The sequence below is a fragment of the Lysinibacillus sp. PWR01 genome (assembly GCF_043359455.1).
Lineage (GTDB): Bacteria > Bacillota > Bacilli > Bacillales_A > Planococcaceae > Lysinibacillus > Lysinibacillus fusiformis_F.
Map to the genome: position 1 here is coordinate 1 of NZ_JBHERJ010000045.1, position 20,768 is coordinate 20,768.

The window sequence follows — 20,768 nt, forward strand, 5'->3', positions numbered from 1 at the left end:
CGGGCCATATTGTTGAATATCAGCAGTAAATAACTTCCCCCTCCAATCTACGTAACAATAAGATAAAAAATAATTTAATCCTCACTATATGAATTTACTAAAAAGCTTTTAAATTTATACATCTTTCTGAGCTTAATAGTTACTACGTTTCTACAAATGGAGCGAAATGATCTTCAAGTATGAAACTCTTTAGATATTAATCAGATTTAATTAGGTAGGAGGTACTTAATAAAAAGTAACTTGAAACTGAAATTATCCTAGTAGAATATATAAGTTCAATAAAGCTAAAATACACTAAAGAGGCTGGGACAAAAAGAAAAAATGTTAGACCAAGATATAATTGGTCTAACATTTTTTTGATTTAGGAAGGCATATTTAACTTCTTAAAGTAAAAAAGCTAATATCCATTTTTATTGTTTTTCAATATAATCGAGTTCTGTCCCAGCCTCTTTTAAAGCTTATAAAGCGATTTGAAATATATTATATAGCGTTTGCGATTAACAATAAATCATTACAAACTCCCAGTAATTGAAAAACTTCTAGCTAAAGTACTTGGTCCTCCTAAATAACCAAGACCTTCGTTAGGATGAGCAAAAATCTGGCGATTACTTACCCCATTATTTAATGTTAGATAAAGCTCATGTGATGGAGCTCTGTCATGCTTACCTTCAAAGCTATAAGTACCATTACTATTAGTAACAACTCTCATGAGAATATCTATCTCATGTCCGGATATTGGTATATAGGGATTTCCGACTTTATGATAATAAGTATAGTCAGCTTTTGTATAAGTATGTGTATTTTTTACTCCATACATTAATTCATCTGATGCTGTTTTTGAAGAAATAAGTTTTTTGTTATCGTCATACGCAGTTGTCTTACCTACATTCTTACTAAAATCATGCGTTGAATCATAAGAGAAAACTGTTTTGCCCCACATTTTTGTTCGGTATTTTTCCGAATCAAAACTGAAAGTCCTATTATCTCCTCCGAAGAATGCAATTCCATTTAACGGAATAGGATCTTCAATATAATCCATTGGAAGGAATGTTTTATAAACCCATGAGAAACTTGTAGTAGGTGTTGCTAGCGGTTGAATTGGCAATGAAGGAGGAGTTGTATCTACAATTCTAATTATGCTAACTGGTCTGCTTTGACTCATTTGTTCAATTTCTTTATCACTAAGATCAAGAAGCTCATTGTCTGATAGAAAATTCTTTGTTTCTACCTTTTCACTATCGGAAAGAGGAATTGAGAATTCAATTTCATATGTGTATGTAGAATTCTTAACTATGTTTACGTCTGTATAATTACTATCACTTATAGTAGCTATTAATTCTTGATTCCTGAAAACACGGTATTCTTCAACTCCAGGGATATCATTCCAGTCTAGATTAACCCCTTCACTTGATGCAATGCTGGTAATAGAAGTATCAATTTCGGTTGAGGATGCTAGAGTTCTCATATTTAGTTTATTTGTATTTTTAAGAGTAGTTGTAATAATATGTTGGCTGTTGGTGATGTTGCCGTCATTATAAGCAACTATATAAAAACTAACTAAACTATTCGACTCTAAATCAACTAATTTATAACTATTCTGGTCTCCGTTATAAATAATATCACCTTTATTATCGATAATTTTAAATAAATCCCCTTTAAAATTCCATTGTACGTCTATAGAGTTGAAATCTGGTGTTACACTAACTGATGGAATGGTTTTATCGGACGCACTTGCTTCCATTATATCTGAAAAGCTAAAAAACATTACAAAAGTTAGTAACAAAGTAAGAGTTAATGGTAATTTCATGCAATTTCTCCTTTTAATAAATTTTTAAACTCAAATATATACTATCATATATAAAATAGAAAAACTTGATTTTTTAATAATTAAATTTTATGATATAATAAATTTATTGGAAAAATATCATAAAATTACTTAAATATTATTAAGTAGAATTGGAGTAAATATGAAAAACAAAACACTGCAGTCATCATTTCATAGACCTTATATTAAATTCCTTTCTGCAATTTTCACAGCTATCACAATACCAATATTTTTGGGAGTATTTAAATACTTTTCAGCAGGTGAAGGAAGAACCAATGAATTTTATTCTAATTTTGGATATGAATTTACAATAACGTTGATTATTAATCTAACATTTCTTTTCATCATCATTTTTCCTTTGTCTATACTGATTGATGGATTAATTATAATGAAGGTTAAAAATAAAAAAACGTTTATATTTCCATCATATGTTATTTCTTATGTTCTCATAGGAATAATAAGCGGATCAATATACTCGTATTTTATATCAAGCTTTAATCCTATTAGTTCGATATTATATGGCCTTGAATTAACATTTCTATTTGTTATATATCAATTTACTTTTAATTGGATAATCAACAAAATTAAAATAATTTTATCTAAAAACGCCCAGAGTTAAATCTGAGCGTTTTTTTAGATTTTTGTTGAGAATTTATGTTAATACCCTTGTTAAAAAGGTGAGAAAGATTGAGGTATCTTATAAGTGATTTAGTTCTTCTAATAATACCTTTTCCCTTCATGATTCCAATCACCTTATTTTTTTCGTCAGTTATTTCACCAGTAAAAGCACAAGCTGATTGATTTTAAAACATGCGAAATATAACTCGTTCATCCTCGACAAAAAATTTGGGGCATTTTCTACAATCCCTAGTTTTTACAAAGTTCCATTGGATGACTAATACTGCCAAGTTAATTTACCTTTCTTATAAGTCCTGTAAGGGGGCTACAACTTCGTATTCTATTTGTGGGTTGGTATTTAATCATAAAAGAAATATAAAAAACTGGAACAATCGTGAAGGAACTGAAAAAATTATTTGGATAGACAATAATACAGTGGTAATAAACGGTCATACGTTAGATGTGTCAAATGATAAATTTAATTTTAGAAAACAATGATACTCGCCCTTTTCTTCAATAATCGGGCGCGTTTGTTGAACAACATAGCTGGTAAATGACCAAACTTTTTTTCAAAAATCTCATTCTTATAATCAATCTTTATTCCAAAGCTACGTCCAATTCTTTATAGAGTTGGGCTTTTTTGTTTGCAACGAATAGAGGATTTAGAGAAACATCAGAGAATTGTATATAAGTACCATTATATGTAATGACGTGCTTATAGGAGTTGTATGAAGATGATTGTGACAACTAGACCGTTAAAAATTAAATATAAAAAATCAGTAAATACTTTTCAGGAGTTTATGCAAATTAATCACAACAAACATTCCCTTACGAAGGAAGTTGTTTTTCTACGATATATTGGTATACCTGATTCTGTAGATTTTTATAAAGAAGATATTCTAAAAATGGAGGAGTATTTCTCCAAGCAAAACGTATTTTATTTACGACTATATAAGCTTGAGATCATCCGCAATAAGGAAGATGTAGATAGATTGTCGGAAAGTTGGAGAACGTGGCAGACCGCTGCTGACAACACGCAATTACTGTATAAGCTACCTATGTGCAGTAAATTAGCGAGCGATCAACTTGAATGGACAAAAAAGCTAAGCTTTAAACAGATGATTCAACTATTTAAAGAAAATCAGCCTTATCCTAATGAAACGTTGTTAAAAAATTTTGCAGTTAAATTTTTATACTGGATGGATTATTATTTACCACAAATTTTTTCTGAGGAAAATCAAACGTCCCAAAAAATTGTTTTTATAGGTGACATCACGCAGCATGAATTATTGTTTTTATATTTCTTATCGACACTGGGGTGCGATATTTGTTACATGAATCCTAAAGGAGATATGGCCAATTTGTACCCTATTATAGAAACGTCATCTACCTTACATATGTGTCGTCATTTCTATGAAAAAGAAATACCATTGCCTACTAAAAGTACTACAAGACAATTGAACATTCCGGCTCAAAATACGAATACGACAGAGGAGTGGAGCTATGAGCAATTAGCTTCCTTAGCCACATCTGTTGTGATGATTAAGACATTCGGAGAGGATGACAAGGTTTTATGCTTTGGCTCTGGTGTCGTTCTCCATCAAGCGGGTTATATATTGACGAACTTGCATGTTGTGGGTGGTGGAAAATATTATTCTGTGCTATATGAAAATGATACCAACGAGTATATTACCCATCAATTTGTGAAATATCATGATATGCATGATTTGGCTATTTTAAAGGTAGACAGAATAAGCCATCCTTTACCTGTTAAAATGGATGGACAATTAGTTCGAGGGCAAAAAATTGTGGCGATTGGCAGTCCTTTAGGATTGTTTAATTCGGTTTCTGATGGGATTGTTTCCGGCTTTCGTGATATACGACAAATGTCTATGATTCAATTTACGGCTGCTATTTCAAACGGCAGTTCGGGTGGTGCTTTATTGGATATGCATGGTCGATTGGTCGGATTGATTACAGCAGGCTTCGATGATGGTCAAAACCTTAATTTGGCTGTACCTGCCTATTTAATTTATCAGTTTGCTCAAAACTTTATAGAAATAGCGACTTAAATTTCCACTATTCAACCATTGCTTTTTCATTCGAAATCTTATAGAATGTAGAACGGTATAAATGAACGATATAAAAATCCTTTAATACGGTCCAGAGAGGCTGAAAAGGGCTATGTGATATTTTTAAGCTAATATCTTTGCTTTGTCATGCCCTTTTGTCCTCTTTGACGGAAGGGCTTTATTTTGTTCCATACCCCTCTTTTAAAGGAAGTCCCGTGAGGCTTCAAAAGAGAATGGACAAGACAGCTATAATCCATTCACTAAAAGAGATCGACAACTAGAAAATTGGAGGCTAGAAAGAATGGATTATCGTAAAAAAACCGTGGTCGCTTCAGTGGCTGGGTTAACGCTAGAAGGAATGGACATTATGTTTATTTCTTTTGCTATGACAATGATTATTGCAGAATTTAATATTGACCTTGCAACAGGTGGATTGATTTCATCCATCACGAATATTGGGATGCTACTGGGTGGTATTGTTTTCGGAGTGTTAGCAGATAAATATGGTCGAGTAAAAGTGTTTACGTATACGATTATTTTATTTGCCATCGGAACGGCCTTAACAGGAGTAGCAACAAGTATTGAACAAGTTTATGTGTATAGATTTATTGCTGGCTTAGGTGCAGGTGGGGAATACGGTATTGGTATGGCGCTTGTGGCAGAGGCTTGGCCAAAAAATAAACAAGGCAGAGCATCCTCCTACGTCAGTGTAGGTGCACAATATGGAGTAATTTTAGCAGCTTTGTTAAGTGCTATTATTTTACCAACATTAGGATGGCGAGCATTATTCTTTGTAGGATTACTACCAGTCATTTTCGCCTTTATCGTACGTAAAAATATTGATGAATCACCAGAATGGTTAGCAGCGCAGAAAAAACAAAAAAATAAGCAAGAGAACGGGAAATTGACACAGTTATTTGCTTCACCACGTATCACCATGACAACACTCTCTCTGATTCTAATGGCTACTGTTCAAATTGCAGGCTATAATGGTCTGATGATTTGGCTACCATCGATGCTACAGAAATCGCAGGGTTTATCGGTCTCAAGCTCAGCATTGTGGACAATTAGTACCGCAGTCGGCATGATCATTGGAATGCTGACGTTTGGTAGATTTATGGATCGTTTTGGTGCAAAGCGAACATTCGGTATCTTTTTATTAGCCTCTGCATGTGCTGTATTCCTTTACTCATTTGCAACAGGTGCAGTAGCGATATTAGTAGGCGGTGCGGTGGTAGGATTCTTCTCTAATGGCATGTTTGCAGGATATGGTGCATTAATTAGTAGCTTCTATCCAGTACAAATTCGCAGTACAGCAAAAAACACCATTTTTAACTTTGGTCGAGCTATAGGTGGGTTTTCACCAATCTTTGTCGGCTATATTTTACAAAGCTACGATATGACTGTCGTTATGATTTACTTAGCAGCACTGTATTGTATTTCCTTTATCATCATGCTAACGCTTAAGAGCTCAGGTAAGGAATTGCAAACAGCATAATTTTTTAGAGCACGAAAGAACGAATTCCATTTCTTCAAATGGGATTCGTTCTTTTTTTATTAGTATTTAATTATAATAAACCCTTTGAACGTTTCTCAGCGATTTCAACAAGGCGTTTTGTAATCTCTCCTCCAACGGAACCATTTGCGCGAGAAGATGCTTCTGGCCCAAGCTGAACGCCAAACTCTTGTGCAATTTCATATTTCATTTGATTGACAGCTTCATGTACACCCGGTACTAGAAGTTTATTTGAACTGCGGTTATTATTAGCCATTGTTCTCACCTCCTTGACCTTAGAATGGTTGTGATTAAACTTTTCATACATTTAAAAAGTAGGAAATGCACACGCTAATTGCTAACAACAACAACTTGTGGAAAGCTAGTAATAATCAGCAAACTCTCTGTTATAATTAAGCCTGGCTCTTTACTATATAAGGTTAATTAAAGGAGGAATAACATAATGACGAATAACGATATCTTAATTCGTTTACGCTATGCGTTCGATATAAAAAATGTAGATATGGTAGAAATTTTCAAACTAGGTGGCATGGATTATACAAAGGAAGAAGTATTAAATATGCTGATTAAGATTAATGATGAGGAAGAAGCGCCGGAAGAATACATCAAATGTAATAACAAAATGTTAGAGGCTTTTTTAAATGGATTAATTACTTTTAAACGTGGGCCTCAAAAACCAAAGGAAGGACAGACAGAGGGGCCGCTACCTGTGTCTGGTAAAGAAAGCCCAAATAATATGCTATTAAAGAAAGTGAAAATTGCTTTAGCTTTAACAACTGAGGAGATGCTTGAGCTTTTATACGATGGCGGAATAAAAGTTACAAAAGGTGAATTAGGTGCTATTTTAAGAAATCCAAGTCATCGTAATTATAAAGAGTGCGGCGATTCATTCGTACGAAATTTTTTAAGAGGCTTAACATATAAATATAGAGCGTAACGCACGAAGGATATCAATCATAAAGTGCCATTTTTTTCTTTGAAACTCGTTGACATTTTGTGACGAAATTGTGTACAATAAAATTATCACAAAATGTTCACAAAAAAGATGAAAAATGTTCACAAACAAAGGGGTGCTTGTATGATTTATTTTGACATCTTATTAGTAGCTATTGCATGTATTACAATGCCTTTTATTGTTGCAGTTATGTTAGATATTTTTTATGCGGAGCGAAAAAAAGTACGCTTTTCATTACGTCGTACTTCAGTATGGTATATCGCTATGTTTGCATTATCCTTTATACCATCCGTATTACTTGTCACACAAAATGTATAATTTATTCAAACACTTAGGGGTAAGTGAAATGAAAATAGACAGTTACAACGTTAATTGAGGTTGTAGCTGTTTTTATTTTGTTCAATAAGATGAATAAAAACTTCTTAATGATGTATTTTCAAACACAAAAATAATTGTTATTGATGGATAAGATAGTATAAAATATGTATATTTTAAATGGCGAGCATTGACTACTTTTACCTATTGTGTTAATTTTGGTATGGAAATATAGGCAAATTTACTGAAAAGTAGAGACGCAAAGCTACAGGTCTAAGGCAATAAATGCTATGACGGCTGGGTTGCAAAAGAGTGCTAGTTGTATCATTCCAATTCTAGTTTTTGTTCTTTTATGCCTATTTCTTTTGAAATAGGCTATTTTTTTTGTAAGAAAAATTCAAAAGGGGAAAAGGGGTAATGAAGTTGTTAAAAAACACATCATTAAAAAACAAGCTTTTACTAACAGTCTCTATCGTTGTTTTACTGCTTATCGCCATTATTACAACGCAAAGTATTAGTGAATTGAATAATCGGATGAATGTGGATTTGGAGCAGGAATTAAAAAGTGTTGGCTTATTAACAGCTATGAATTTAGACAGTGATGAAGTGAAAGACTTGCTGTCCGAAAAAGGGGAAACAAACGCAAAGTTTACAAAAATCCAAAAGCAACTTGATATGATTCAAGAACAGCAAGGTATTATGAGCTGGAGTTATATTTGGGATGTAAAGGATGAGGGTGGTGTCAACCCCATTGGCTATACCTCTAATCTAAATGAAGTATACGAAGCTGGTGAAATTTTTACTGAATTAGCGGATGAACATGTAGAAACAGCAAAATTAGCTATTGAAAATAACAGTACGGAAGTAACAGATATTTTCGAAGATCCTTTTGGCTCTTGGAGAACTGTTTTTAGTCCCATTAAAGATGATAGTGGACAACTGATTGCCCTATTAGGGATTGATTACTCCGCTGATTATATCAATACGATTATTAAAACAAGTGTAATCAAACAAATTGTCATTGCCATTATCGGCATTTTAATTTTATTAGTATTAGTTTACATAATTATAGATCGACTTTTAAAACCACTGAAAAAAGTGGTGAATGTTGCCAATCAAGTGGCAAATGGTGAATTAATAGATGTTGACTTAGAGACATCAAAGGATGAAATTGGAAAATTATCTGAATCCATTCGGACAATGGTGGCTAATTTGCAACATATTATTTTAAACATACGAAATACATCCAATCATGTGTCTTCAGCAGCTAATCAGCTCACTGTACATGCTGGTGAAACCTATAGTAGCTCCACAAATATTGCATTAGATATGAATCAAATTACGCAAAATGCTGAGGCCTCGATGACCATGACCGAGGAAACAGCCGCTGCTATGGAGGAAACAGCAACAGGTATTCAGCAAATTGCTGATTCTGCAAACACTGCTGCGGAATCGTCTATCTCAGCATCACAGGCTTCTGAACGAGGCAATGAAGTTGTACAACAGGTTATTGCACAAATGGAATTAATTAATGATTCTGTTGAACAAATAGGGACAACCATTAATGGACTACATGTTAATACTAAAAAAATAAGTGAAATTGTTAGCTTAATTACTGCTATTGCCGATCAAACAAATCTATTAGCATTAAATGCTGCCATTGAAGCTGCACGGGCAGGTGAGCATGGTAAAGGCTTTGCCGTTGTTGCAGATGAGGTGAGACGCTTAGCTGAACAATCCTCTCAATCAGCAACAGAAATTTACAATTTAATTAGTTCTATTCAATCTGATTCAAACGCTTCTATTACGGTCATGGAGAAGGGCAAAGAGGATGTTAAGGTAGGGATGGCATTCACGAATGAAGTAGGAGAAATCTTTAAAGAAATTCTTACTTCCTCAGAAGAGGTGGCTAGCCAAATACGTGAAATTTCTGCAGCCTCACAACAAATATCCGCATCCTCAGAGGAAGTGGCGGCATCTGTTAATAATATTAAACAATCTGCAGAGCAGTCAGCGGAATTCTCTTCGAATGTATCGAAATCTACACAAGAGCAATTATCTACCATGCAGGAAGTAAAGGATGCCTCTTCGTCACTGGGCAAAACAGCAGAAGAGCTGCAAGGTCTTGTGGCAAAATTCAAATTGGAGAATGATCATAATGAACATTAATTTTACAGGAAAAAATGTTTTAATTACAGGCTCTAGTAAAGGAATCGGCAAAGCCATTGCATTAGGATTTGCGCAACATGGAGCGAATATTTTAATCAATTATATAGGGAATGAGCAAGAGGCAGAAGCGGTTCGTAAAGAAGCAGAAAAGCTTGGTGTAAAAGCTTTAACATTCTATGCCGATGTTTCTAATTCACAGGAAGTAAAAGCGATGTATCAATTTATGGACGAGCAGTTTGGGGATATTGATATTCTTGTGAATAATGCAGGCTTTGCACAGGGTTCAAGCATTACAGATTTAACGGACGAGCAGTGGGATCGCATGATTAAAGTTCATTTATATGGTTGCTTCTACAATTGTCGTGAAGCAGCAAAAAGAATGAAAGAACGTAATAGAGGAAAAATCATAAATATTTCATCTGATATTGGTAGCTTAGGTTGTGAGGAATTCTCACATTATTCAGCTGCGAAGGGTGCTATCAATGCTTTTACCAAGTCTTTAGCAAGAGAATTAGCACCTTCGATACTTGTCAATGCAGTTGCCCCTAGTGGAACATTTACGGACATTTTAAAAGAATTTGGCGATAACTATGTGGAGGAAGAATCAGCAAAATATCCATTAAAACGTTTAGCGCAACCAGAAGAGATTGCGAAAAGTGTGTTATTTTTAGCCTCTCATCATGCTGACTTCTATACAGGTCAAGTTTTAACGCCTAATGGTGGAGTCGTGATGAACGGATAATGGAAAACTAAGGAGTAAACAATGTTAAATATTATTATCTTTTGCTTATACTTATTATTTATCTATTACATTGGCTATAAAGGCTATAAGCGTGTCAACACAGCTGAGGATTTAATTGTTGCTGGCTGGAGCATGCCTTTATCCGTTGTAACGGGTAGTTTAGTCGCTGCCCTACTAGCTGCCCCATTCTTTTTTGCAGCAGTAGGTTCAGGTTATACAAGCGGTGGCTTTGAAGGATCGGCAACAATGGGTGGTTTAGGGACTTGTATGATTCTTGGAGCACTCATTTGGACAAAACCATTACGACGTTTGAAGGGCTGGACTTTAGCAGATTACTACGGTTTACGCTATGGCAGCAAAAAGCTAGGAGCCTATACAGGAGTCGTTATGGCAATTGCTTTTGGTGTTTTTAATGCAGCGGCGTTAACAGTTGGTGGTACCTATATTATTCAGCAATTGTTGCAAATTGATTTTATTCCTGCGGCACTTCTATTTGTATCGCTAACGGCTATTTATTCAGTTATTGGTGGTTTATGGGCAGTTGCCTATACTGAAATCGTGCAAGGTGCGCTTGCAGTAGCCGGTATTTTGGGTATTACCATTTTTATTTTGTTTTACTATCCAGACGTTACATTTAATCCGGAGTGGTGGAATATCGGTACATTATTTGAGAAGGCAGGAGCAGAGTTTTGGACTTTATATCTTGTACTAGCACTTGGAGATATCCCTGCAGTTGATCTTGGGCAGAGGGTAGCTGCAGCGAAAAGTCCACGAGTGGCACAGCGCAGTATGATTATTGCTGGTATTATTGTCATTGCAATTAGCTGGATTCCAGGGATGCTAGGGGAAGCCTTCAAGTCAATTTATCCTGAAAGCTCTAACCCAGAAACATTGATGCTTACCTTTGCACAAGGTTATTTTCCGCCCTTATTAGCAGCTATTTTCTTAACAGCCATGGCAGCCATGGGGATGTCTACAGTAGCTGCATGTTATGTAGCGACTTCGGGGATTGTGACAAAGAATATCTATTTAGATTTTATTAATCGTAACCCTGATCCTAAGAAGCTATTAAGATTTTCACGATCTATTATTCTAGCTAGTGCTTTATTAGGTTTAGTGCTAGCTGTAAGCTTCCAAAAAGTCATTGATTTAGCTTATTTAGCATGGGATATTATTTTCGTGACAATATTCTGGCCAATCGTTTTAGGACCATTTTGGAAACGTGTGAGTACACCGGCAGTTTGGGCAAGTATTTCTGTTGGCTTAGTTTATTACATTGTAACATCACTAACATTCGTACCTAGTCTGACAATCCAATCAGAAGGCTTCATAGGTCTATTAAATGAATTATGGCAGGCTCCTGTATTTTCAGGTGTTGTGATAACGGGTATCACGATTGTCGTGGTGAGCTTACTAGTACCACCATCTGAGCATGTTCTTGAGATGCACAAAATAGAAAAAGATAAAACATTAGACGACGTAAGTAGTAAAGAAGAGTTAATGGGTCGTTAAAAATGAAAGCACGGGTTCATTGAAAAGTTCAATGGATTCGTGTTTTTTATTAGAATGAAAAGCTAGAGTCAAGAATACTATTGCTAGTACATCAACTGAATTTTTCTAGTGAGTATCTTGATAAAGGCGGGATTTGGATGAAAAATATTTTCTTCATTTTATTAGGAATTGTCTATCTTTTTCTAGCAAATGCCATTGGATTAGTCATTATTAAGCAGCTATTTTTTTTAATTGGGCTAGCTTTAGTCGGTATAGGTAGTATCCGTTATTTAAAAGAGCGTTATATTGCTGCACAAACTTTGGCCGCCATGACAGAAGCTAGTGAGGAGGAAATAATGGCTATTCCTCATACACAATGTACACTTTCAGGTGATGCGTTGAATGCCTTATTGTTAAATGAACAGACAAACACGCTTATTTTCGCACGAAGAGAAGCTTTAGACGAAGAACTGAAAATAATAGAGATTCCGTTTAACAAAATATATGAAGTGGCCATCATGGAAGATGAGGTGTTTACGGTTAGAACAAAGAATCACCTAATGAGTGGGTCCTTACTTGCAGAAGCGGATGAAGTAGAAGAAGAAGAGGTAGAAGAAGATACAATCTCACAGCTATCGTTAAAGCTAGTAGTAGATCATTTATCAGAGCCTATTCAAGAATATATGTTTATGGATAATAGTGAAGAGCCCATCTCGAAAGAGGAAGATGACTATAAAGAAGCCATGGAGCTTTGTGAGAAATGGTTTCAAAAGATAAGTGTTATTATTAAACGTCATGAATTGGAACGCGTTCCGATAAGTCATTGGCAATAATAGAAAAGGCTATCTCAAAATAGAGAAATTTGAGATAGCCTTTGTTGTGTAGTTGATTAAATTTTAAATTGCTGTAGCTGCGTATTTAATTCCTCAGCCATGCCAGCAAGCTGATTTGCACTTCTAGCGATTTCATCCATTGTAGCGGCCGTTTCCTCTACAGTCGCTGTTGTTTGCTCAACACCAGCAGCAGATTCCTGCGAAATAGAGGCCATATCATCAATAGAAGCATTAATGGTTTCAGAATTTTGAGCAAGCTGATTTAAATTCGTTGATATGGTTGTAATATTATCGATCATATCCTCAACAGCATCAGAAATTTTTTCAAATGTTTCATTTGTTTGATCGAGCTGTGTTGTTCCTCTTTTTACTTCCTCATAGCCAGTTTGGAGGGCAGATGTAACATTGCCTGTCTCACCTTGAATACGATGGACAATTGTTGCAATATCCGTGACAGAGAACTGTACTTGTTCAGCAAGCTTTCGGACTTCATCTGCTACAACAGCAAAGCCCTTGCCATGCTCACCTGCTCGTGCTGCTTCAATTGCTGCATTTAGTGCAAGTAAATCTGTTTGGTTTGAAATATCATCGATAACAGATACAAGCTTGGAAATTTCAGCAGATTGCTCATTTAAATTTTCCACCTTTTTCACAGAGTCTAATACAATTTCATTTATTGTAGCCATTTGTTTGGTAGATTGCACCATTAAGCTTTTTCCGGAAACCGTTAAATTTTGAACATGACTAGAATGTTTGCTTAACTCAATGCCCTCTTGTGTAGTTTCATGAATGCTACGCTTAAATGCTGTCATTGTCTCTGCCAAATCACCTGTTGTGGAGGCTTGTGTTTCTGTACCTGATGCAAGCTCTTGCATCGTTACTGTAATTTGCTCAGTACCTGCTTGTACCTCATTCGATGATTGAGCAAGCTCTTCACTACTAGCTGCTACTGTTTCAGAAACCGTATAGATAGAGCGGATTGTTTGTTTTAATTTTTCGTTCATGTCATTGGCTGCTACCATTAACGTTCCGATTTCATCTCTTGTTTTTACAGGTAGTGGCTCTAGTTGTAAATTTCCATCTGCTAATTCTTTCATTCGATTGGCTACGACTGTAACAGGTTTTGATATGGTACTAGCTGTGATAATGGCAATTAGAATACCAGCTATTGTTAGGATCAAACTAAAAGCGATACCAATTGTTCGATTCTCTGAGCTAGTTGATACAACATCATTACCAACAGCTGTAATGGCTTCAGCACGATCATCTGCCAGTTTTTCATAACCATAACGCACTTTCGTTACGAGTTGATGTGTATCCATTAAATTTTCTAAAGCTAATTCCTTATTGCCTTTTTGATAGATATCAAATACCTCTGTATTAACAAGGGTACTCCAATCACGGGCTATTTCTACTAGTTTTTCGCGTTCATCTGATTTTTCATATTTGTCTAGAATAGCATTGTTTTCCTCAGCCATTTTGCGATACTCATCAAACGATTCTTTGTATTTTTCGTCACCTGTCAACACATAATTTAACGCTGCAGATAGACGGACACTCATGGACAGCGCTAAATTTTTACTTGCATTTAAAACTACTAAATCTTCTTTTACTAAATCTTTTGCTTGTCTTTCCATACTTGTATTGGAATTGTAAGTGTAGGTTGTAAAGCTAACTACTAAAACTAACAAAAGAATAAATGCACTTAAAATTCGAGCTTTAAGTGTTTTAAACTTGATAATGCCCTTCATTTTCCCATCCCTTTACTATCTCATTGAGAAATTTTTTCAATCACAAATACTATTTTATAACTATTTATGCATATTAATAAGCCTTTCGATAGAAATATTTAAAAATAGTTTTTTAGTACAATGATATAATTGTTTTCCTTTTATTAATAGTTAAATATATATAGATGTTTAATAACAAATTCATGTATTTATGTAGAATTTCCTATGTGGAAAGAAAATGCACCTGAAGCAACATGCTTCAAGTGCCATAAGTAAAAAATTATCTACTGTTTTTGTTTTTTTGCTTGCCGCTCCCATTGTAGTAAGGAAGGATAAGGATCGAAAGCCCATTCGGTTCTTCCGTTAAATTTATAAATCCCATAATGAAGGTGTGGAGGGAATTTACCAGATGTACCTTCTTTTCCGTATCCAGAGCTTCCTACATAGCCAAGAACAGTACCAGGTTTTACAATTGTACCGACTTCAATTTCCTTATGATAGCTACCGAGGTGGGCATAATAGTGGTAGGAATTATGGTTGTCGCGAATACCAATACGCCAGCCACCAAATTGGTTCCATCCTTTTACCTCGACAATCCCATAAGAGGTAGATAACACTGGCGTTCCATAGCTTGCAAAAATATCAGTTCCCTCATGAATTCGGCGACCACCCCAACCTCGATTGGCGCCCCATGTGCCCTTGTAACTGTAATCAGAGCGAATATTTAGTGGGAAAGTATGTGCGTCAAGTTCAATTGTTTTAAAATGTCTGTACAATGTGGAGATGGTAAATATTTGATTGACTGCTTCTTCGCTTCCATAATATTCCCATAATGCTAATTTAAAATCTTCATCAGTTGTTCCAAATTTCCCTAAATAACTAGCCATCGAAAAAATGACATCCTCATCATCCTTAGGACTAGCGAGCCCATCGTGATTACCATCAAGGCCCATTCCTCCGAAATAGCTAATTGTCTCAGGAGAAGTGTCTTCCTTTACAGGATTTAAAGCGCCTGACCAGTATTCATCAGAAAATTGGATAGCCAAATAGCCTTCTCGTTTAGGGATGTCTTTACGGACAGATTGTAAATTTCTTTCATACTGATCGATAGCAGCCAAAAAGTTCCAAGGAATGAGTAATTCATCGAATTGTACATAATAGGACATACGCTGCTGTAAAATTTCTTCTTCTGTTAGATCCTCCTTTGCCAAAGAGGCAGTAGGGTACAGCATTATCCCTAAAAATAAAAATGTGAAAAGAAATGTAAAATGGCGATGCAATGATGGACCTCCTTTCTAACGTTAGAATAACCGAAATTTTTATCTTCATTCAGTAAGGTTCTATGTATTAAAACAGTTGATATATCCGCAATCTTTTTGCCAAAAAAAATAGAAATAATAAGAAGAAACTTCATCAAAGAAAAAGTAATGGTATCATCATGCCATTAACTTCATACTATGTTATAAATCAAGCCCTGAATGGAGGGAAGGCTATTAACATTTTAGATAAAGTGAAAAACTATCGCGAAGAAGAAAACAGGCTGAAGTGGGAAGGAACATTTGCAGATTATTTAAACATCATTAGGGAAAGACCTGAAGTTGCTCAAACAGCCCATTCACGCGTCTACAATATGATAAAAAGTTCTGGTGTAGAGGAACGCGATGGGCAAAAAATGTACAAATTTTTCGGACAAGAAATTTTTGGGCTTGAAACAGCAATTGAAAGACTGGTGGAGGAATATTTCCATCCAGCAGCACGCAGGTTAGATGTTAGAAAACGTATTTTATTATTAATGGGACCAGTTAGTGGTGGTAAATCAACAATCGTTACCTTACTGAAACGTGGATTAGAACAATATTCGCGAACAGATGAGGGTGCAGTTTACGCAATTAAGGGATGTCCAATGCATGAAGATCCACTCCATTTAATTCCACATCATTTGCGTAATGAGTTTTTTGAGGAATATGGCATTAGAATTGAAGGAAGTTTATCGCCTTTAAATACAATGCGTCTTGAAAAGGAATACGATGGGCGCATTGAAAATGTGATGATTGAACGTATTACGTTTTCAGAAGACAAACGTGTGGGTATTGGGACATTTACACCATCAGATCCTAAATCGCAGGATATCGCTGATTTAACAGGAAGTATTGATTTTTCCACAATAGGTGAATTTGGTTCAGAGTCTGATCCTCGTGCTTACCGCTTTGATGGGGAACTGAATAAGGCCAATAGAGGAATGATGGAATTCCAGGAGATGCTGAAGCTTGATGAAAAATTCTTATGGAATTTATTATCTTTAACACAGGAAGGGAATTTTAAAGCGGGAAGGTTCGCTTTAATTAGTGCAGATGAGTTAATTGTTGCCCATACAAACGAAACTGAATATCGATCATTTATTTCGAATAAAAAGAACGAGGCATTACATTCTCGAATTATCGTTATGCCCATTCCCTACAACCTAAAAGTTAGCCAGGAAGAGCATATTTATGAAAAGATGATAAATGAGAGTGATATGGCCCATGTCCATATTGCACCGCATGCTTTAAAGGCCGCAGCAATCTTTTCGGTTCTCACTCGATTGGAAGTACCGAAAAAACAAGGTGTGGATCTGATTAAAAAAATGCGCTTGTACGACGGAGAAAATGTGGAGGGATTTAATTCCGTTGACTTAGAGGAGCTGAAAAAAGAGTTCCCAAATGAAGGCATGAACGGTATTGATCCACGCTATATTATTAACCGTATTTCTTCTGCTATTATTCGCAAAGAGATACCATCAATAAATGCATTAGACGTTTTACGAGCATTAAAGGATGGATTGGATCAGCATGCGTCGATTTCTCAAGAGGATCGTGAAAAATACATGAATTACATTGCGGTTGCTCGTAAGGAATATGATGAAATTGCTAAAAATGAAGTACAGAAGGCTTTTGTGTACTCATATGAAGAATCGGCAAAAACATTAATGAACAACTACCTTGATAATGTAGAGGCATTTTGTAATAAAAATAAAATTTACGATCCTCTGACTGGGGAAGAAATGAACCCAGACGAAAAATTAATGCGCTCGATTGAGGAGCAAATTGGCATTTCAGAAAATGCTAAAAAGGCATTCCGTGAAGAGATTCTCATTCGAATTTCTGCCTATGCACGAAAAGGTAAACGTTTTGACTATAATTCTCATGAAAGATTGCGAGAAGCTATTCAAAAGAAATTATTTGCAGATTTAAAAGATATTGTGAAAATTACAACTTCTTCTAAAATGCCAGATAAATCGCAACTGAAGAAAATTAATGAGGTCGTTGCAAGGCTTGTTGATGAACATGGCTATAATACAACATCGGCAAATGAGTTGCTACAATATGTAGGAAGTTTACTCAATCGATAGCTTGATGTTGATTGTTCCAAGTCAGTTAGGAGTGTCCCATTTTTAGGGCACTCCTTTTACTATCAGGATGAGAGATTTAACTTGATTCAGCAGAAAATACCCACCTCTATAGGTGGTGAGATAAAAGCCCCAGCGGATGCCATAGATATTGAAGCGGAGCTTTTCGAGTAAGCTCGAAAAAAATCTGGACGCAATTACGCTGAGGCGTAATTAATAGGTGCACAATTGATTTTATGAAAAAAGTTCAAAAATTTGGCTCACAAGCATAGTATAGAAAAAGCGAATTTGATAGATGGGTGAGGATAAAAATGACTGAACACGAAAATAAACGCTTTGTCATTTCTCAGGAAAATTGGTCCCTCCATCGTAAAGGGCACCAGGACCAGGAACGCCATATGGAAAAAGTAAAAGATGCGATTAAAAATAATTTACCAGATTTAGTTAGTGAAGAAAGTATTGTGATGTCCAATGGTCGCGAGGTTATTAAAATACCAATTCGGTCACTTGATGAATATAAAATTCGATATAACTATGATAATTCTAAGCATGTTGGGCAAGGACAAGGGGATAGTAGTGTCGGGGATGTAGTAGCCCGGGATGGCAGTAAAGCCAATCAGGCTCAAGGCCAAGGAAAAGAAGCAGGTGACAAGCCTGGCCAAGATTACTATGAAGCGGAAGTCAGTATTGAGGAAATCCAAAATGTCTTATTCCATGAACTTGAGTTACCTAATTTGCAGCAAAAGGAAAAGGCAGATATTAAAACAGAAAAAATAGAGTTTAATGATATTCGAAAAAAAGGGCTAATGGGTAATGTTGATAAAAAGCGAACGATTTTAAACGCATTAAAGCGCAATGCAATGCATGGGAAAGCGGAAATTACGCCTATCCACAATGACGATTTACGTTTTAAAACGTGGGATGAAGTGGAGAAACCAGAATCCAAAGCCGTAGTACTCGCCATGATGGATACAAGTGGCTCGATGGGAGCTTTTGAGAAATATTGTGCACGAAGCTTCTTCTTTTGGATGACGAAGTTTTTACGATCAAAATATGAAACCGTAGAGATTGAATTTATTGCCCATCATACAGAGGCAAAGGTTGTCACTGAAGAGGAATTTTTTACAAAGGGAGAGAGTGGGGGAACTATTTGTTCTTCAGCTTATAAAAAGGCATTGGAGTTAATTCAGGATAAATATCATCCGTCTCGCTACAATATCTACCCTGTCCATTTCTCAGATGGTGAAAATATTTCGATGGATAATGAAAAGTGCTTGAAACTGGTAGGAGAGTTAATGGATGTATCCAGCATGTTTGGCTATGGTGAGGTGAATCAACATAACCGTTTCTCAACGCTTATGTATACGTATAAAAAAATTGATGATCCTAAATTCAGATTCCATATTTTGAGAAAAAAAGGCGATGTATATGATGCCTTAAAGAGCTTTTTCAAAAAAAATGAAGAATAACATGGATGTTTGCACAGTACGACGTTCAAAGGAGGGGGCGTAAAATGGACACAAAAGAGCTTCAACGAGCAATAGATGAAATTACCGAAATTGCCTCAAGCTTTGGCTTAGATTTCTATCCAATGCGTTATGAAATTTGTCCAGCAGATATTATTTATACATTTGGCGCCTATGGTATGCCTACGCGTTTTTCCCATTGGAGCTTCGGGAAACAATTTCATAAAATGAAGCTTCAATATGATTTAGGACTTAGCCAGATTTATGAGCTTGTGATCAATTCAAATCCTTGCTATGCGTTTTTGCTCGATACCAATACATTAACCCAAAATAAATTGATCATTGCCCATGTTTTAGCACACTGTGATTTCTTTAAAAATAATGTGCGTTTTTCCAATACAAGAAGAGATATGGTAGAGAGTATGACCGCAACTGCCGAGCGAATAGCTGATTATGAAAGAGAATATGGAAAGGATGAGGTTGAGCAGTTTTTAGATGCAGTTTTAGCTATTCAGGAACATATTGATCCATCTATTTTACGACCGAAGCTATCCTGGAGTGAGGACGATGATCTTGAAGAGGAAAAATCTCCAACGAAATCACCATATGATGATTTGTGGAGTATAGAAGAAAAAGAAAAAGTTTATAAACCAATTAGACGAAGATTAAAGCAATTTCCGCCAAAGCCAGAAAAAGATTTGTTGCTATTCTTGGAGGAGTATAGCCGTGAATTGGAGGACTGGCAACGAGATATTTTAACAATGATGCGGGAGGAAATGCTTTATTTTTGGCCTCAATTAGAAACAAAAATAATGAATGAGGGCTGGGCGTCTTTCTGGCATCAACGCATCATGCGGGAGTTAAAACTAACCACTGCTGAGACAATTGAATATGCCAAATTAAATGCAGGGGTTGTGCAGCCATCCAAAACATCGATTAATCCATATTACCTTGGAATAAAAATTTTCGAGGATATTGAAAATCGCTATAATAATCCTACAGAGGAAATGAAGCGGCTAGGTGTACAGCCAAATACGGGGCGTGAAAAGATCTTTGAGGTAAGAGAAATAGAATCGGATATTTCCTTTATTCGAAACTATTTATCAAAGGATTTAGCGAAGCGTGAAGATTTGTATTTGTTCCAAAAGAAAGGTAATGAGTATCGTATAACGGATAAGGATCATGAGATGGTTCGAGATCAGCTTGTATCCATGCGTGTAAACGGGGGCTTCCCATATATTGTAGTGAAAAATGGTGATTATTTGCGTAATGGTGAGCTCTATTTAGTACATGGTTACGAAGGGATGGAGTTAGATCCTCGCTATTTAGAAAATGTATTGCCTTATATTTATCAGCTATGGGGACGGCCCGTTCATTTAGAAACCTATGTGGATAAAAAGCCGATGCTTTATTCATATGACGGCACTAAAAACTATAAACGCAATGTATGACAAAAAAACTTCTATCTGTTGACGGTATCATCAAACAGATAGAAGTTTTTTTCATAGTGTTGAAAAAACGGGAGTTAAGTAGTCTTCCACTCCAATCCACAATGTAGCAAAGGTTTTCAAATAAAGTGAAGCTGTTCTCTACTCTTTATGAAGAGGTGTTGTCACGCTTCACTTCTCCACATTGAAAATAAGAGCTCTTC

16 protein-coding genes and 1 riboswitch are annotated in these 20,768 nt (G+C 35.7%); of the genes, 12 read left to right on the plus strand and 4 right to left on the minus strand.

The annotated features are described in order from the left end of the window. Positions 1-511: 511 nt before the first annotated feature. Positions 512-1,807 (minus strand): fibronectin type III domain-containing protein, encoded by a 1,296-nt coding sequence (locus ACEVFT_RS07200; RefSeq protein WP_342443504.1) that lies wholly within the window; start codon positions 1,805-1,807, stop codon positions 512-514. A 909-nt stretch (positions 1,808-2,716) separates the two neighbouring features. Here ACEVFT_RS07200 and ACEVFT_RS07205 point away from each other — a divergent pair. The 3 genes from ACEVFT_RS07205 (at position 2,717) to ACEVFT_RS07215 (ending at position 6,013) form a co-directional block, all read left to right on the plus strand. Further along, positions 2,717-2,941: a DUF5412 family protein gene (locus ACEVFT_RS07205; RefSeq protein ID WP_393949030.1), complete on the plus strand. Its 225-nt coding sequence runs from the start codon at positions 2,717-2,719 to the stop codon at positions 2,939-2,941. A 236-nt stretch (positions 2,942-3,177) separates the two neighbouring features. After that, the gene (locus tag ACEVFT_RS07210) at positions 3,178-4,515 is read left to right on the plus strand and encodes a trypsin-like peptidase domain-containing protein (protein WP_393949032.1); all 1,338 of its coding nucleotides are present in this window, start codon (positions 3,178-3,180) and stop codon (positions 4,513-4,515) included. Positions 4,516-4,816: 301 nt separating this feature from the next. Further along, entirely contained in the window at positions 4,817-6,013 is a 1,197-nt protein-coding gene (locus tag ACEVFT_RS07215; RefSeq protein ID WP_393949035.1) for an MFS transporter, read from the plus strand. 70 nt (positions 6,014-6,083) lie between these two features. Here ACEVFT_RS07215 and ACEVFT_RS07220 read toward each other — a convergent pair whose 3' ends face one another. Continuing rightward, positions 6,084-6,287 (minus strand): alpha/beta-type small acid-soluble spore protein, encoded by a 204-nt coding sequence (locus tag ACEVFT_RS07220; RefSeq protein ID WP_004225662.1) that lies wholly within the window; start codon positions 6,285-6,287, stop codon positions 6,084-6,086. A 186-nt stretch (positions 6,288-6,473) separates the two neighbouring features. Here ACEVFT_RS07220 and ACEVFT_RS07225 point away from each other — a divergent pair, with 186 nt between their 5' ends. From ACEVFT_RS07225 to ACEVFT_RS07250, 6 genes are all read left to right on the plus strand, one after another. Then, entirely contained in the window at positions 6,474-6,968 is a 495-nt protein-coding gene (locus ACEVFT_RS07225; RefSeq protein WP_393949038.1) for a YehS family protein, read from the plus strand. Between the two features lie 141 nt (positions 6,969-7,109). Beyond that, positions 7,110-7,304 carry a hypothetical protein gene (locus ACEVFT_RS07230; RefSeq protein WP_004225659.1) on the plus strand — a complete coding sequence of 65 codons (195 nt, stop codon included), beginning with the start codon at positions 7,110-7,112 and terminating at the stop codon, positions 7,302-7,304. A gap of 221 nt (positions 7,305-7,525) precedes the next feature. After that, positions 7,526-7,611, plus strand: a riboswitch (cyclic di-GMP riboswitch). A 107-nt stretch (positions 7,612-7,718) separates the two neighbouring features. Continuing rightward, positions 7,719-9,470 carry a methyl-accepting chemotaxis protein gene (locus tag ACEVFT_RS07235; RefSeq protein ID WP_393949039.1) on the plus strand — a complete coding sequence of 584 codons (1,752 nt, stop codon included), beginning with the start codon at positions 7,719-7,721 and terminating at the stop codon, positions 9,468-9,470. Next, positions 9,460-10,212, plus strand: a complete 753-nt coding sequence (locus tag ACEVFT_RS07240) for an SDR family NAD(P)-dependent oxidoreductase (protein ID WP_393949041.1) — start codon at positions 9,460-9,462, stop codon at positions 10,210-10,212. Before ACEVFT_RS07235 ends, ACEVFT_RS07240 begins: the two co-directional genes overlap by 11 nt. 21 nt (positions 10,213-10,233) lie before the next feature. Further along, a complete protein-coding gene (locus ACEVFT_RS07245) occupies positions 10,234-11,724 on the plus strand; it encodes a sodium:solute symporter family protein (protein WP_393949043.1) in 1,491 nt (496 codons plus the stop codon). A gap of 137 nt (positions 11,725-11,861) precedes the next feature. Beyond that, positions 11,862-12,536, plus strand: a complete 675-nt coding sequence (locus ACEVFT_RS07250) for a hypothetical protein (RefSeq protein ID WP_393949044.1) — start codon at positions 11,862-11,864, stop codon at positions 12,534-12,536. Positions 12,537-12,592: 56 nt separating this feature from the next. Here the strand turns inward: ACEVFT_RS07250 and ACEVFT_RS07255 are convergent, their stop codons facing one another. Together ACEVFT_RS07255 and ACEVFT_RS07260 are read right to left on the minus strand one after the other, a co-directional pair. Beyond that, positions 12,593-14,287 (minus strand): methyl-accepting chemotaxis protein, encoded by a 1,695-nt coding sequence (locus tag ACEVFT_RS07255; protein WP_393949045.1) that lies wholly within the window; start codon positions 14,285-14,287, stop codon positions 12,593-12,595. 263 nt (positions 14,288-14,550) lie between these two features. Further along, entirely contained in the window at positions 14,551-15,546 is a 996-nt protein-coding gene (locus tag ACEVFT_RS07260; RefSeq protein ID WP_342441643.1) for a M23 family metallopeptidase, read from the minus strand. Between the two features lie 212 nt (positions 15,547-15,758). Here ACEVFT_RS07260 and ACEVFT_RS07265 point away from each other — a divergent pair, with 212 nt between their 5' ends. From ACEVFT_RS07265 to ACEVFT_RS07275, 3 genes are all read left to right on the plus strand, one after another. Beyond that, positions 15,759-17,654, plus strand: a complete 1,896-nt coding sequence (locus ACEVFT_RS07265) for a PrkA family serine protein kinase (protein ID WP_205447124.1) — start codon at positions 15,759-15,761, stop codon at positions 17,652-17,654. 308 nt (positions 17,655-17,962) lie between these two features. Beyond that, positions 17,963-19,120, plus strand: a complete 1,158-nt coding sequence (gene yhbH / locus ACEVFT_RS07270) for a sporulation protein YhbH (protein WP_393949047.1) — start codon at positions 17,963-17,965, stop codon at positions 19,118-19,120. Positions 19,121-19,164: 44 nt separating this feature from the next. Beyond that, the gene (locus tag ACEVFT_RS07275; RefSeq protein ID WP_205445681.1) at positions 19,165-20,568 is read left to right on the plus strand and encodes a SpoVR family protein; all 1,404 of its coding nucleotides are present in this window, start codon (positions 19,165-19,167) and stop codon (positions 20,566-20,568) included. Positions 20,569-20,768 lie beyond the last annotated feature (200 nt).

What these genes read in the sequence shown, in the direction of transcription:
- ACEVFT_RS07230 (WP_004225659.1), top strand. Translation starts at nt 7,110, where the DNA reads ATGATTTATTTTGACATCTTATTAGTAGCTATTGCATGTATTACAATG.
- ACEVFT_RS07275 (WP_205445681.1), top strand. Translation starts at nt 19,165, where the DNA reads ATGGACACAAAAGAGCTTCAACGAGCAATAGATGAAATTACCGAAATT.
- yhbH (WP_393949047.1), top strand. Translation starts at nt 17,963, where the DNA reads ATGACTGAACACGAAAATAAACGCTTTGTCATTTCTCAGGAAAATTGG.
- ACEVFT_RS07250 (WP_393949044.1), top strand. Translation starts at nt 11,862, where the DNA reads ATGAAAAATATTTTCTTCATTTTATTAGGAATTGTCTATCTTTTTCTA.
- ACEVFT_RS07210 (WP_393949032.1), top strand. Translation starts at nt 3,178, where the DNA reads ATGATTGTGACAACTAGACCGTTAAAAATTAAATATAAAAAATCAGTA.
- ACEVFT_RS07240 (WP_393949041.1), top strand. Translation starts at nt 9,460, where the DNA reads ATGAACATTAATTTTACAGGAAAAAATGTTTTAATTACAGGCTCTAGT.
- ACEVFT_RS07220 (WP_004225662.1), bottom strand. Translation starts at nt 6,287, where the DNA reads ATGGCTAATAATAACCGCAGTTCAAATAAACTTCTAGTACCGGGTGTA.
- ACEVFT_RS07225 (WP_393949038.1), top strand. Translation starts at nt 6,474, where the DNA reads ATGACGAATAACGATATCTTAATTCGTTTACGCTATGCGTTCGATATA.
- ACEVFT_RS07255 (WP_393949045.1), bottom strand. Translation starts at nt 14,287, where the DNA reads ATGAAGGGCATTATCAAGTTTAAAACACTTAAAGCTCGAATTTTAAGT.
- ACEVFT_RS07245 (WP_393949043.1), top strand. Translation starts at nt 10,234, where the DNA reads ATGTTAAATATTATTATCTTTTGCTTATACTTATTATTTATCTATTAC.
- ACEVFT_RS07235 (WP_393949039.1), top strand. Translation starts at nt 7,719, where the DNA reads ATGAAGTTGTTAAAAAACACATCATTAAAAAACAAGCTTTTACTAACA.
- ACEVFT_RS07200 (WP_342443504.1), bottom strand. Translation starts at nt 1,807, where the DNA reads ATGAAATTACCATTAACTCTTACTTTGTTACTAACTTTTGTAATGTTT.
- ACEVFT_RS07215 (WP_393949035.1), top strand. Translation starts at nt 4,817, where the DNA reads ATGGATTATCGTAAAAAAACCGTGGTCGCTTCAGTGGCTGGGTTAACG.
- ACEVFT_RS07205 (WP_393949030.1), top strand. Translation starts at nt 2,717, where the DNA reads ATGACTAATACTGCCAAGTTAATTTACCTTTCTTATAAGTCCTGTAAG.